A 14574-nucleotide genomic window follows, 5' to 3' on the forward strand; every position below is an offset into this window, starting at 1 on the left:
GCTTCTTTCAATCTGCTTATCTGCTATCTTATATCCTGTTATACCGCCGCCTACACCTATAGCCAATAAGACTGCAGCTACTATTACCTCTATTAGAGTGAAACTTTTTCTCTTCATAGTTATTCTTTTACTTTATCTATTATATAATATTCAATATCCATGCCAAGAAGATAATATTTATGATAAAACTGCTGCAGCATGAGCCCGGTCTGTTTTAAAGGCTGGTTTTTAATGTTTTTTAGCTGGATTTAAGTTAAAATGTCCTATTAAAGAGATATAAAATGGATAGAAGAGATAGGGTATTTAACAATGTTCAAATAATCAAAGCAAAAGAGAAGTTGCTGCTGTTTTCAAAGCTTATTTCCAGAAACAAGCTAACCTATTCCTCTTTTGGAAATATCAGTTTAAAATTAGATGGTCAGATAATAATAAAAAACAGAGGAGTTAACTTAGAGCTAGCCTCAGAGTCCGACTTTTCAGTTATCTCATTGGAAGATTCGCCCAGTAAGCTTAAAAAGCATGCTCTTATAAGCAGCGAGTGGAAGATGCACCATTTAAGTTACCTTAAAAACCCTTCTCTGGGAGCAATATTGCATTTACACCCCATCTATATATCTCTTTTAGATGATTTAGATGTTGATTTGGATTCAGATGATTTAGAGTTCAATTATCTTTTAAAAGGCAAGATCAAAAGAGTCCCATTTTATGAACCGGGCTCTGAAAAATTGGCCGTTAGAGTAGCTTCCAATATAGATAAATACCCCTTTTTAGTATTAAATAAACATGGTATTGTCTCTGCAGCAGAAGATTTAGAGACCGTTTATAACTATGCCTTGACTGCAGAGAGATTGGCTCAGAGATTGATTTATTTGAGATTACTTAAAAACCTGTGTTAAAATAGGAAGCGAATGGATTTTTTAAATAATTTAGCCAAAGCAGAAAAGCAATATCTAATAGAGGTAGGTTCAAACTATATCCGCCTAGCCCTTCTTGAGAAAAACAGAGATAGTCTTAAAGTTAAGAAGTTCGATTTTTTCTATACCAAGGGAATTAAAGAAGATGACCTCTTTTGGGTGCTTTTTAAAAAGCATTTAGAGGCGTTCTCTGTTCCGGAGGTAAGAGGAGCTCATCTTATATTCTCACCCAACTATCTTTTGGCTTGCGCTAAAGTGCTGCCTGTGATTCCAAAAGCTGAAGTAATGAGTCACTGCATGTATATGCTTACACATGATATGCGTATTACTCTCGGCGATTACTATCTTGATCACAATATTGTCAAATTAGAGAAAGACAATGTTGTTATTGGCATGGTTACCGGAGTAAAAACAGCTGTCTCGGATAGGGTTGTTGGTATGTTGAGTAAATCAGGTATAGATGTAGAGAGGATTGAGACCTCTATTGTATCGCTGGAAAGCATCTTTTGCGGTTTGGGGTTAATACCAAAAGGAAGTTCTATTTTGGTATTAAGGTTAGAGGAAAGTTACACCGAACTCTTTTTTATAAAGGATAGAGCCGTTAGCTTTTATAAAGTTTTAAATTTTGGTCTTCAGGATTTAAAAAAATCTTTAGCCCGGACAGTCTATACCAGTTCCGGTCCAACAGAGATAAGCTTAGAGGAGGCAGCCAAAATAGTAGAAGATATCGGTTATCCTTTAAAAGAAGGTAGCTATGTTGTTAAGAGTGATAGGAGATTAAGTATTTTAGAAAAAGCGGGCCATCCAGAAGCAAAAGAGAGAGACTCAAGCGTTGCTTATCAACAGTTAAGAATGCTGCTTGCCCCAGCCCTTGATTCTTTCTCTCAAGAAGCGGGAGCTTTCATATCTGAATATCTTAAATTTTTCCCCGGGGAAGAGAAGATTACAGGTATCTATACTATAGGGAGAGGAGCAAAAGTTGACGGATTGGGATTATTTTTAGAGAGCAGATTTTCTATTCCTTATCTCTATCTAGATCCTTTAAATATGACCGACAAGATAGAAGTGGAGGCAGATATCTCCGATAAGGATAAAATTGAAATGGGCCTTATACCTGCGGCTCTGAACAAGCCTTCCAAAAAATACAATCTTATCTCGCCTTATTACAAAATTATAAAAGAGACGCACAAAGCTAAGAATATAATCTATATCTATCTGGCCGGCCTGATAGGTTTCCTGTTCTTTTTTTATTTGGGATTAAACTTAAATATGTTTTATCTGGAAAAAATAACCGTTAAAGCAGAGAATTCATATCAGGAGCTATCGCCTTTCTTCCAAAAGGTAAAAGAGGTTGATAAACTATATAGTGATATAAGATCTCTGGAGGTAAAAATATCTAAGGTATATGCAGACTATTTCGATTGGGTGGGAATTTTAAAGCAGATAAGCAGTGTAATTCCGGATCAGATTATCTTGAAAGAGATTCAGGGAGGAGCAGAAGGCGGTGAACGGATTGTATCAATAAAGGGTAATATCAGTGCTGGATGGGGTTCTTTGAATACAATACTAAATAGTTTTGTTAAGAGATTAGAAGATTTTGCTTACTTTAAAGAGGCTAAGATATTAGATACTATACATAAGGGTTATAGAAATCAGTTATATTTTGAGTTGAGATGCTATTTAAATTAAAAAAAGATTTTTTTGAAAAAACTAAATTGGCGGATTTAAAATATTTAATTCGCTTTGTGAAAGAGAAGAAGATTACTTTCATTGTTGCGCTCTCTGCCTCTATCTTAGGCTATTTAATGTTGCGAATATTTATATTTTCTGAAATTTCAGAAGCCAGGGGCTATCAAAAAAGATTGAATGATATAAACAAAGAGACGAAAGATTTAGATATTTTACTTTCTGAGCACCCTAATATAGATCGGGAGATAGAGCTTCTAAAGAGGCGGAAGAGTATGCTTGAGAATAGCCTCTCAGAAGAGCGGGAATTTCTTACTTTGGCAAATCAGGTAATAACGGAGATGGAAGAGCATGGAATCAAAATAGAAGATTTCAAATATATATATGATATTCCAGCTTCTCCTGTGGATGGTTTAACGAGATATGGCCTACAATTACAATGTATAGCGGACTTTTTGAGCTTTGGGATGTTTCTTGAGAATTTAGAGCGCAAAGGTTTTAAATCTGGAATTCACGATATGGATATAGTCAAAATAGATGATTGGAGCATAAATATTAATATGAGAATAGACTTTATACTTAATCAAGAGAGATGAGAAAAAGATTGATTATTTTAATTGCATTTCTTGCATTCGGTTTTGTTGTAGGCATATATTTTATAGGTACTCCTGTATTGAGGGTTCCCGATGTCATCGATCTTAAAAAACGGTTTGATAATAAAGCAGAGGTAACTCTTCCTCCCAGTGCAGATGAGATGCGTTTTGAGAAGAGGTCTAAAGAGTGGCTAAGAAATCCCTTTACTTTACATAGAGAAGCTGGTTTTTTAGGAGATATTGTGATTGAGGCAATATTGATATCTCAGGATGAGAGCCGGGTCATGATAGCAGGTGAGATTTATCGCGAAAATGATATTCTTGGAGCTTACAGGATTAAAAAGATATTTGATGAGTACATTATAATAACTGAAGGCACAAAGGATTTAGTTATTAAGTTGAAAAAAGGAGATTGAAATGAAAAGAGCAATAATCGTAACAATGCTTACAATAATTATTTTGAATCTCTCTTCCTTTGCAGAGAATCTAAGTTTTAAAACATCGGAAGGTGTTATCCAGGCTCTGGAGATTAAAGATGCGGAGGTAAGAGATATACTCAGGATGCTGGCAGAACAGTTCGATCTTAATATAGTTGTTTCGGATAAGGTTATAGGCAGAATCAGCGTTAAGTTTTCCAATATTACAGTTTCAGAAGCAATAGATGCAATAGTTACTGCAAGCGGATATGCTTACACAAAAAAAGGTTCGGTTATAAAAGTTACGACTATTAGTGAAATTGAAAAAGAGGCTCCTTTCACAAGGGTCTTTGTTTTAAATAATGCTTATGCCGAAGATATGAAGGTTAGTCTTGAAAAAGTTCTTACAGCTGTAGGCTCGATAGAAATTAATAAAAGGTCTAATGCGCTTATTGTGACTGATGTTTCTAATACAATGGAAACAGTTGCAAAGTTGATAGAAGAGCTAGATAGAGAGACTCTGCAGGTTTTAATAGAGGCTAAGATTGTTGAGACCAGCGTGGACGACGATACCAAGCTGGGCATAAAGTGGACTATGAAGGCTGCAGCTTCAGGAGCCAGCAGGCCTGTTACTTTTCCCTTTAGCCATGATAGCGGTGGCAAGCTCTATCCTAAAAACACCACTGATACTTCTACAACTGCTGGCACAATTGATACTGGCCTCTTTCCGAGTTCCAGCGGATTTCCTTATACAGATGCAGATGATTTTACATTTGGGACTTTGAACTTTAGCGAGTTCCAAGCAGTATTTCAAGCTATACAACAGGATGTAGATAGCAAGATATTATCTCATCCCAGAATTGTTACGCTGAATAATGAAGAGGCGAGTATATTAGTCGGGACAAAAGTTCCGATCCCTGTCTATACTTTTAACGATGATACCGGTACTTATGAGATCTCTGGTTATGAAGAAGAACAAGTCGGTATATCTTTAAAGGTTACTCCTCATATATCTCCTAATAATAAAATAAGGATGACTCTCCATCCTGTAGTAAGTGATTTCTCAGGGGTCTATGTGGGACCCAATGATGAACGGCCTTATATTGATACAAGAGAAGCCACTACCCAGGTTCAGCTTGCAGACGGAGAGACAGTGGTTATCGGAGGGTTAATAAAGCAGAGAGAAGTAGATACGGTGGATAAGGTGCCGCTTCTGGGAGATATACCTCTTCTGGGCCTTATCTTCAGGCATAAACGCAAGGAGCTGGAGACAACAGATCTTTTAATATTTGTTACAGCCACTATTGTGCGGAATAAGTCAGAACGCCAAGAACAACTAATTGAGATTAAGAAGCTTTTTAAACCGGAGAAAGAAATAGAATAATATCGTGATTGGAAAAAAAGGCATAAAAAATTTATCCATTCGTAGTATCTCAGTAATACTATCTTTTATTTTTCTGGTCTTTATTTATATTTTTGTCCAGCAGAGAGCCCAAGTTGTTCTTTTAGAGAGAAAGATTGGAGATATCAATAAGGGGTTATTGCTTAAAACAGTGCAGTTTAATGAAGAAGTCAAAGCGAGAAAGAGTATGGCCGGTAAGATAATAATCCTTAGAGGGGAAGTGCTCTCTCTAAAAACGGAGCGTGAAATTTTAAAAAGAAGCCTTGAAGATACACGGTTAAAACTCGATAGTGTATACCCTCGTCTTAAAGAGAGGATAAACTCTTTGAATCAGAGCGCTGATAATTTGACCAGAGAGAGACGGGAGCTAAAACTGAAGATAAAGAGACTTAATAAAGAGATCGATTTTCTGTCAAAAAAGAAAAAAGATTCAGAGTCTCTTAAGCAAGAGAATGAAAAATTTAAAGCTCAGCTGCAGAACATAGAAAAAGACTATAAGATTCTATCTGCTGAAAAAGAAGATCTTTTTCGGGAGGCCAAGAGATTTAAAAGCATAGAGAGTAAGATAGAGAAATTAGATACCGAAAACTTAAGTCTAAAATATAGATTGAGCAATATCGAAGAAGATAAAAATATTCTGACCCGGGAGATTAAGATTTTAAGGCTTACTGTTTCTGAGCTAAAAAAAGGACTGCGTAAAAGAGGGAAGGACTTAGAGGCTCTGAAAACCCTTCTTGAAGAATCTAAGGTTAAGACCGGGCTAAGGGCGGAAGAGATTTTAGAGTTGCGGGATAATGTCGATAATTTAGCGAAAGAGAGAGAGGATATCCTAAAAATCCTTGTTGATAAAGAGAGTAAAATTACGGAAAAGGCTGGTGCAGTGCAGGCTTTAAAAAGCAAGCTGGCAGAGATTCAAAAGCAGTTTCAGAAACAGAGAGAGAAGGTTTTAAGTCTCAACAGTGAGAATAAGAAGCTCAAAACTGAACTTAAAGAGTTTCAGGTCAATTATAAAAATCTCAGCGTAGTTTTAGGAGATGTTTCGGATATGAACGCTCAATTACAGCACAAGATAAGTGCTTTAAGCAGCGTTTTTGATGAATCAGGTAAGGGTGATATTAAAAACGAGAAATCAGTAGTAGATTTAGGCAGTATGAAGATAGATAAGATAGAACCAGAGGTTGTTTTGACCAGTTTGATATATCAGCTTAAGAGAAGCCGCGAGAGTGCATCCAAGGGAGAACAGAGGCTATACCTTGAGAAAGAAGCTGCTGTCCATTATAATCTAGGGGTATACTATCTAAAGAATGACCGTTTTAAAGAGGCCTTAGATGAATTTTTGAAAAGCTATGAGATAATCCCAGATGATGCTGACACAGTGTATAATATCGGTTTGGTATATAGATATTATATCTATGATTATGATAAAGCTAGGCATTATTTTACTCAATATTTAAAGCTTAAACCTAAATCAAAAGATAGAAAAGATGTAGAAAATATGCTTAGGGAGATATCGCGATGAATGATGAATATATTCTACTCGGCGGCGGGGATCTGCAATTTTTAAATCTTCTCTCAGATAAGATACAGAAGGACTTTATAGCTAAGGAGGTCTATATTGCAAATGAAGCTTTCGATGCATTCTGCAAAATACAGTCAAAACAGCCTAAAGTTGCAGTATTAGAGATGATATTTCCTCAATGGGATTGGGATGGCCATCTGATTTTTAGGTTTCTTAAGAAAGATAAAAGATTTAAAGATATGAAAACGATACTTATAACAGATACTCTGGATAAAAAAGCTCAAGAGATTGCGAAGGATAAGGATATTGATAAAGTCTTATTTAAGATATATAACATGGATTATATATTTGAAGAGATAAAAAAATTTATTTAAAAGATGCAAGAGATTGTTGTTATATTACTTGAGAAGGGATTAATAGATCAAAGGCAGATAGAGAAAGCCAAAACTCTATCTGTTCAAAAGAATAGAGATATTTTGGAAGTTCTCATTGAGATGGACTCGGAGAATGAAAAAAGAATCTTCAGAGAGTTGTCCCTCTTTTATAAAATTCCTTACTTGGAGTTAGAGTATATTGATTTTAGCAAAGAAGCAATATATATATTACCAGAGGATTTTGCCCGTAAAAATAACGTATTACCTCTGTTTAAAATTAACGATTGGTTTTTTGTGGGTACGCTATTTCCAGTAGCCCAGGTGGTCATGACTGAAATCCGTAATTTTACAGGACTCAATGTAAGGCCTGTTTTAATATCCGGGTCTGAGATAAGTAGCGGTATTGATAAAGTCTATAGATCGGTATCTAGCGCAGAGAAGATAGTTCAGAAGATTGGAGAGATAGGAGATGATATCGGAGATTCCGTCATTCAGATCATCAATCTTGTAATAGCTCAAGCTGTTAGGGATAGAACTTCTGATATCCATATTGAACCTGAAACGGATAAGCTCAGGATAAGATTTAGGATTGATGGTGTATTGCAGGAAGTTCCATCTCCGCCTAAGTCGCTTGAGATGGCCATGGTATCTCGAATAAAAGTCATGGCTAATATGGATATAGCAGAGTCTAGATTGCCTCAGGATGGCCATTTTAAAGTCAATGTAGATGCTAAAGAGATTGACGTTAGGGTTTCAACTTTACCGACGATTAACGGAGAAAATGTAGTCTTAAGGATTCTCGACACAGCCAATGTACTGTTGGGCCTCGAGAAGCTCGGTTTTGGTGGTAGTTCTCTGAAACTGTTTAGAAAAGCAATAGCACATCCTTACGGTATGATTCTCACTACAGGTCCTACTGGAAGTGGAAAAACAACAACGCTCTATTCGGCTCTTATGGAGCTCAATACTATAGATAAACATATTGTAACTATTGAGGATCCTGTAGAGTATAGGCTTCCTCTGATAAGACAGGTGCAGGTCAATTCTAAAGCAGGGTTGAACTTTATAAGCGGTTTACGTTCTATTTTGCGGCATGATCCTGACATTATAATGGTTGGAGAGATTAGAGACATGGATACGGCAACTATAGCTATTCAAGCGGCTTTAACCGGACATCTGGTATTCTCTACATTACATACAAATGATGCTCCTTCTGCTGTTACAAGATTATATAATATGGGAGTAGAGCCTTATCTTATCTCTGCCAGTCTTGTTGCGGTTATGGCTCAGCGGCTAGCAAGACAGATTTGCCCCCAATGCAAAATTAGCTATAAAGCTTCTGAGTCGGTTATTGAACGTTTTAATTTACGTAACTACAGCAAGAAAGTCACGCTGTATAAAGGGGAGGGTTGCGATTACTGCAAGGGGACAGGTTATCAAGGCAGGGTAGGTCTTTTTGAGATCATGCTTTTGGATGATGAGATGAAAGAGATGATTGTCTCCGGCGCATCGGTTGTAGAGTTACGGGGTAAGGCTCAATCTAAAGGAATGAGATCATTGTTTGAAGACGGCATAACAAAAGTATTACGGGGCGCCGTTACTTTAGATGAAGTCTCTAGAGTATGTGAAGAGGTAGTTGAAATTAAATCCGGAGAGAGCGTTAAGCTGAATGAAGAGGCTGAGGCCGAAGAGGTTAAAGGGGAGAGTAAAGCAGCAATTGAGGATGTAGAGAGTTACAATAAAGAGATAAAAGAATGGATTGCTAAAAAAGAAAAAAAGACCAAAAGAAAATAATTTAAGATGACTATCTATAACTATCTTGCAAGAAATAAAAATGGAGAGGCGGTTAAGGATAAAGTAACCGCTGCAAGCGAGAGCGAATTGATGCAATTTTTTAAAGAGAGGGACCTGCTTCCGATAAGTTTTGATAAAGTCGAGGCTGCCGCTACTTCGGTTAAAAGAGAACAGCGGTTCTCTATTTTTAAAGACCGTGTAAGTAAGAGAGATTTAATAGCCTTCACTTTACAGTTTGCCACTACTATTAAAGCCGGGATTCCTGTTGTGAATGCATTAAGATTCTTAGTTGAAGAGACCCAGGATAAATTCTTTAAAGCAGTTCTTTCTGAAGTCATTGTTAAGGTTGAACAGGGAATATTGTTGTCTCAGGCTATGGCAAGCTTTCCCGATATCTTTCCTAAGATCTATACAGAGATGATTGCTTCAGGTGAGATTGCAGGTATGCTGGACGAGATATTAAGCAATCTTGCTCAGACCATGGAGAGGGATTATAATATTTCTCTAGAGGTAAAGAATGCTTTGCGTTATCCGACCCTTGTTTTTGTAGGAATTATATCTGCTATATTCTGCATATCTTTCTTTGTAATACCCAGATTTGCAAGGGTCTATGGGCAATTTGATATGGATCTACCTTTGCCGACAAGAGTGCTTTTAGGGACCAGCGGTTTTTTGATAAATAATATAGTTTTTTTGGTAATTTTTGCATTAACGGGTAGCATAGGTTTTAATTATTGGAGGAAGACAAGTAAGGGTAGTTTTATCTGGGGCAAGATAAAACTCAAAATTCCCATATTCGGAGAGATATTTCTCAAAGTGAGTCTATTGAGATTTTGCTTTATCTTCAACGCTTTAAACAATGTAGGTATCCCGATTCTTAAATCTCTCGACATTGTCTCTAAGACTTTAGGGAATGATTTCTTACAAAATCAGATTGAAGGTTTCGGTAGAGGTGTCTCAGAAGGTAAAGCTCTCTCTGCTTTAATAAAAGGGAGCAAGGCTTTTCCTAAATTGATTGGTAATATGATTGGAGTAGGAGAGCAGACAGGAGCTATGGATATAGTGCTAGACTCTATGAGTTCTTATTACCATGCGGAATTAAAAAACAAAATAGAGGCTCTAACTGTTACAATAGAGCCAGTGCTTACCGCTATTCTTGCTGTCGGTGTGTTAATCTTAGCCATGGGTGTATTCTTGCCTATGTGGAATATGACTCAATTATTTAAAACATGATGAAAGAGATAAAAATATGTGTTCTATCTGTATCAGTGTTATTATTTGCATCATTTTTTAAGCTTTCAGTTACAGTTAATATTTATATAGCCTTAATATTGGCTACATTTTTGTTAACAGTATTATTACTATATAAGAAGCCCGAATTTTCCGAATTTAAATTCATTGATATTTTTAGCATTATTGCAGCTGTTTTCTTCGTTTATTCTGTAGTGTTCCTATTATTAAAAAAGAACAGTTTTTTAGTATATCCGGCAATTACGGTCTGTCTGTTCTATCTTTATTTTGTATTGAGAACAGCTAAAAATAAAACTTTATCCAAGAAAAACGTAGAGAGGGAGAGGCTGGCCTTAAGGACCGGGATGTGTTTCGACCTTGAGATGCGTAGATTAGCAGAGAAAGAGTTTAATCTTAAAGGGCTGACTAAGGATTTAAGTACAACCGGTATGAAAGTCTTCTCCCAAGACTCTTTTGATAAAGGCGATGAGTGCTGCTTCAGGCTCTACCTGCCTCAGGAAAATTGGCCATTGACCGGCGAAGCCGAAGTTGTATGGAAGAAGAGCGTAGATAAAGGTTATGAATATGGCATGGTCTTTACAAAGATGAGCGATAGAGATAGAGGTAAGCTTGCCTTAAAGCAGGGTTTCTCTCTTTTAGAATAGGATATCGGGGGTCTGAATGTTATCAATAATCGTTCCGGTTTATAACGAAGAAAAGACGATAATAAGAGTTTTAAATAAGATTCTGGATCTCGATGTTAATAAAGAGATAATAGTGGTCAATGACGGTTCAACCGATAATACTCAGCGGAGAGTAGATGAGATGGCAAGAGAGTCAGGCATAAAGTCCATCTCTTTAGATCTAAACAGAGGCAAGGGTAATGCTGTAAGAGAAGGGTTGAAAGTTGTGCAGGGAGAGATTGTTGCTATTCAGGATGCGGATCTTGAGTATAATCCGGATGATATGGTCATGCTTTTTAATATCTTAAAAAGTAAAGATGTAGATGTTATCTATGGTGATAGATTCTCTTTTGATTATGAGACTCCTATCTGGCATAAGATGGGAAATAAATGTTTAAGTATCTTTAGCAGCCTGTTTTACTTTTGCTGGGTTAAAGATATGGAGACTTGTTATAAGTTGATGTATCGCGAAAATTGGCTCAGCCTGGAATTAAAATCAGAGGGGTTTGAAGTAGAAGCAGAGATTACAGCTAAAGTTTTAAGGAATAAGTTTAAGTTCTATCAACATTCCATAAGCTATAGATTCAGAAATTATAGAGAGGGTAAGAAGATATCTTATAAAGACGGGTTAAGATCTATCTATGCTCTTTTTAAGTACCGTTTTCAATATTGACTCTATACAAGGCGAAATTATTCCAGCGATATTGAAGAGTCAGATCTTTTAAGTAGATCTCTTCTAATATGTTCAGCTCTTTTTTATCCATAAGAGGAGTTATATATCTTTTCATAAACTGCTTATCTATTAGTATAAAGTCGATACTATTCTCTTTGAAGAACAGGTTTGTGCTGATTCTTGAACTTTTTAGCCTTCTTCTGAAAGAATACTCCTCAAAGATGCTCTCCTGGTAAAGCTCTCTTTCCAGGAGGTAGGCTACCGCCCCCATCTCCAGGAGCATTATTTTAGCCTCCTGAGGGAGACTATTGTTTACATATTCTATTATAGGGTAAGCCCTGATATGGCGTGCTATAAATTCAGATTTTGATTCTCTGCCAAAAATATAATTATAAGGCTTGATTTCGCAATACTCTTTCAGAGGATAATAGAGATATAGCAGGCCTGCAAATATGAGAATATAATTCAAATATTTTAATCTTAGATGGCTTAAGTAGAGCCCTGTTACAATAGATAGGATTGCGAGTAGCGGTATCAAGAATCTTATCTGCTGGCTGAGCAAGAACCAGATAAGCGAGTATATTAATGGTATGTATAATAGGCTTTTGTATGGTATGGTTTTCCTGATTTTAATAATCGCAATGATGCTTGGTATGAATAGCAAGCTTATCTTTCCATCAAATTTACTCGGAATCCCGAATTCAGATTCAAATAGCAGCCTGTAGGGCAAAAGTAGGAGGTTTTTAAAGCAGATACCTTGTCCGTAGCTTCGAAAATAAGCCATAATTAATTCGAATTTTTCTACCTCAATATTTTTATATCCAAACATATTTGATAAGAACGGAAAGAATGGATTGCCTGTTTGAATATAGTTTCTAATATAAAAAGGGGAAGCAACAAGAATAGCAACCAGAATAAATCTGACATAGGTTTTAAAAGATTTATAGACGCTTCTCTCTATCTCAAATATAAGCAGCCCTGATAGTGCGAGCCAGATGAGGCCTAGATATTTCATTCCTGCTGCAAATCCGATAGAGATTGCGGCAAGGTAGAGGTAAGTTTTATTCCCAGACTGATGGGATTGTATCATCAGGTAAATTCCAAGTAGAAGATAGAGAGAGAAGCTTATGTCGAGGTAGGACCAGCCGGCAATCTTTGTTATTGTAGGAGCTGAGAGGAATATTATCCCTGCGATTATACCATATACAGGCTTGGCTTCTCTGTTTAAGATTTTAACAAAGTCCATGATTAAAAAGATACTCATTATAAGGAATAGAGAGTGCATTAATTTAGGCATGATATCGCTAGATAGAGAGAGCAGAAATGAATAGAAGAGCTCCCAGTAAGCGGGGAAGTAGCTATAGATGTTCTCCGTCATTGTAATAATTTGCCCATTTTCTAGATATAATTTGGGTAGGTAGAGGTGGTAGTTTAATGCATCGCGTGAGATTGGGGGAGTTAGGGCATTAAGCTGTATTATGAAAAGATAAGATACTATTAATAATAAAGGTAAGACCAATTCAGTTTTAATGGTTTTTAAGTAGCTGAGCTTCAATAGGCATGATCTGCAGTCTCTAATCATAGTCCGAAGCAGTGATAGCGACAGTATGATTATTAAGGTCAAGATATACTGTGCTTTTAGCAGACCTGTAAATCCCAACAGAGTGGTTGTGAGAGTTATAAGTATAATAGCAACCGGTGTTTTACAATATAATTTGTTAGATATATAAACGGGAATAATACACTTACCCAAATTGCTTAAAAGAAAGATCAGGTAAACATAGATTAGCAGTATTTTAAGTGTATCCATCTCTTTTAAATATTGAAAAGTGAATTATGTTATATGAATATATTAGCAGATCTGCATTGTTTATTGAGTTAAACTTATTATAAAAAATTTTAAGATTATATTATATAATATCTTGACAGCTTTGCGACAAGCCCCAATGCTTAACATCGGGGTGTTCCTTCGTACTTGACATGAAGGAGGTTTTTTGTTTAAATGTAAGAAATCAGTTAAAGGAGGTGTTAGTATGAAACATGGTTTTACACTAATTGAGTTGGTTATGGTTATAGTTGTTATATCTATTTTGGCGGCAATAGCAGTGCCTAAGTTTATTGACTTACAGGCAAATGCAAAACAGGCTGCTTGTGATGGAAATATTGCTACCGTAAGATCGGCAATTGCTGCATACTATGCAAAGACGGCGGTTGATGGCAGCGCGGAATTTCCTACAACCTTGGCTTTAACTACTTTTGTGCATAACTATTTTGCTGCTCAAGCGGCGCCGGCCTGTCCTTACGCTTGTAGTTATACCTATAATGCAACCACAGGTGTTGCAACATCTCATAGCCATTAGTATATAAATTTATATACGGCTTGTAGAGAGACTATGGTTTCCCTATAAGCCGTATTTCATTAAATGAAGCTTTCCATTGTAATACCTGTCTATAATGAATCAGAGAATCTCCTCAAGCTTTTGGAAGAGATAGATAGAGAGCTCTCTGGATATGATAAAGAGATTATAGTGGTTGATGATGGCTCTGAAGATGAAATATCCCATCGGCTGGATCACGGTTTAGATTGTGTTAAATTGATTCAGCACCCTTATAATATAGGCAATGGTGCTGCGGTAAAGAGTGGTATTAGAGCCTCGAGCGGTGACTGGATATTATTGATGGACGCAGATTTGCAGCATCCCCCAAAAGAGATTACCAAGCTGCTTCAAGGGTTAGGTTCTTATGATATGATTGTCGGTTCAAGAGTTGGATATAAAGGTCCTTGGTATAGAAAGGTTGCAAACCATATATTTAATCGTCTATCAAGTTATGTTACAGCTACAAAGATAGTCGATTTGACCTCAGGCTTTAGGCTTATCAGGGCAGATCTATGTAGGCGGTTTCTATATCTTTTACCCAACGGGTTCTCTTATCCAACTACCTTAACGCTGGCTCTGCTTAAAACAGGTAGAAGTATAAAATTTCAAAAGGTTGACATGTTAAAAAGAGAGAAAGGACTAAGCAAGATAAATCCTTTAAAAGATGGAATGAAATTCATGCTTATTATTATAAAGATAGCCACTATCTATTCTCCATTCAAGGTGTTTTTACCTATCTCATCTCTGTTTTTCATTACAGGATTGCTTTATTATATCTACACTTATATTGACAGGCACAGTTTTACCAATATGAGCCTGCTGCTCTTCTCTACCTCTGTCATCATATTTATGCTTTCGCTTATCGCTGAACAGGTTGCACAGCTTTACATAAAAGAGGATAGTTGAACAGGG

14 protein-coding genes are annotated in these 14574 nt (G+C 36.5%); 13 read left to right on the forward strand and 1 reads right to left on the reverse strand.

The annotated features are described in order from the left end of the window. Positions 1 to 281: 281 nt before the first annotated feature. The 11 genes from P9L98_00005 to P9L98_00055 are packed head-to-tail and all read left to right on the forward strand — an operon-like array spanning position 282 to position 11284. Entirely contained in the window at positions 282 to 896 is a 615-nt protein-coding gene (locus P9L98_00005) for a class II aldolase/adducin family protein (protein MDP8215696.1), read from the forward strand. Positions 897 to 908: 12 nt separating this feature from the next. Further along, positions 909 to 2603: a hypothetical protein gene (locus tag P9L98_00010; GenBank protein MDP8215697.1), complete on the forward strand. Its 1695-nt coding sequence runs from the start codon at positions 909 to 911 to the stop codon at positions 2601 to 2603. Further along, positions 2588 to 3196: a hypothetical protein gene (locus P9L98_00015; protein MDP8215698.1), complete on the forward strand. Its 609-nt coding sequence runs from the start codon at positions 2588 to 2590 to the stop codon at positions 3194 to 3196. The genes P9L98_00010 and P9L98_00015 overlap by 16 nt, the downstream gene beginning before the upstream one ends. Then, positions 3193 to 3609 carry a hypothetical protein gene (locus P9L98_00020; protein MDP8215699.1) on the forward strand — a complete coding sequence of 139 codons (417 nt, stop codon included), beginning with the start codon at positions 3193 to 3195 and terminating at the stop codon, positions 3607 to 3609. Before P9L98_00015 ends, P9L98_00020 begins: the two co-directional genes overlap by 4 nt. A 1-nt stretch (position 3610) precedes the next feature. After that, positions 3611 to 4993 (forward strand): secretin N-terminal domain-containing protein, encoded by a 1383-nt coding sequence (locus P9L98_00025; protein ID MDP8215700.1) that lies wholly within the window; start codon positions 3611 to 3613, stop codon positions 4991 to 4993. A 4-nt stretch (positions 4994 to 4997) separates the two neighbouring features. Continuing rightward, a complete protein-coding gene (locus tag P9L98_00030) occupies positions 4998 to 6530 on the forward strand; it encodes a tetratricopeptide repeat protein (GenBank protein MDP8215701.1) in 1533 nt (510 codons plus the stop codon). Beyond that, a complete protein-coding gene (locus P9L98_00035) occupies positions 6527 to 6904 on the forward strand; it encodes a hypothetical protein (GenBank protein MDP8215702.1) in 378 nt (125 codons plus the stop codon). The genes P9L98_00030 and P9L98_00035 overlap by 4 nt, the downstream gene beginning before the upstream one ends. Before the next feature lie 3 nt (positions 6905 to 6907). Beyond that, a complete protein-coding gene (locus P9L98_00040) occupies positions 6908 to 8698 on the forward strand; it encodes a GspE/PulE family protein (protein ID MDP8215703.1) in 1791 nt (596 codons plus the stop codon). 6 nt (positions 8699 to 8704) lie between these two features. Beyond that, on the forward strand, positions 8705 to 9931 hold the full coding sequence (locus P9L98_00045; GenBank protein ID MDP8215704.1) for a type II secretion system F family protein: 1227 nt from the start codon (positions 8705 to 8707) through the stop codon (positions 9929 to 9931). Beyond that, positions 9928 to 10593, forward strand: coding sequence for a PilZ domain-containing protein (locus P9L98_00050; GenBank protein MDP8215705.1), 666 nt, complete (start codon positions 9928 to 9930; stop codon positions 10591 to 10593). The genes P9L98_00045 and P9L98_00050 overlap by 4 nt, the downstream gene beginning before the upstream one ends. Before the next feature lie 16 nt (positions 10594 to 10609). After that, on the forward strand, positions 10610 to 11284 hold the full coding sequence (locus P9L98_00055; protein ID MDP8215706.1) for a glycosyltransferase family 2 protein: 675 nt from the start codon (positions 10610 to 10612) through the stop codon (positions 11282 to 11284). Here the strand turns inward: P9L98_00055 and P9L98_00060 are convergent. Next, positions 11262 to 12662, reverse strand: coding sequence for a glycosyltransferase family 39 protein (locus P9L98_00060; GenBank protein ID MDP8215707.1), 1401 nt, complete (start codon positions 12660 to 12662; stop codon positions 11262 to 11264). The two genes, P9L98_00055 and P9L98_00060, sit on opposite strands and share 23 nt — an antisense overlap. Before the next feature lie 655 nt (positions 12663 to 13317). Here P9L98_00060 and P9L98_00065 point away from each other — a divergent pair. Then, on the forward strand, positions 13318 to 13644 hold the full coding sequence (locus tag P9L98_00065) for a type II secretion system protein (protein ID MDP8215708.1): 327 nt from the start codon (positions 13318 to 13320) through the stop codon (positions 13642 to 13644). Positions 13645 to 13707: 63 nt separating this feature from the next. Then, positions 13708 to 14568: a glycosyltransferase family 2 protein gene (locus P9L98_00070; protein MDP8215709.1), complete on the forward strand. Its 861-nt coding sequence runs from the start codon at positions 13708 to 13710 to the stop codon at positions 14566 to 14568. Positions 14569 to 14574 lie beyond the last annotated feature (6 nt).

The organism is Candidatus Kaelpia imicola (assembly GCA_030765505.1).
Taxonomy (GTDB): domain Bacteria; phylum Omnitrophota; class Gorgyraeia; order Kaelpiales; family Kaelpiaceae; genus Kaelpia; species Kaelpia imicola.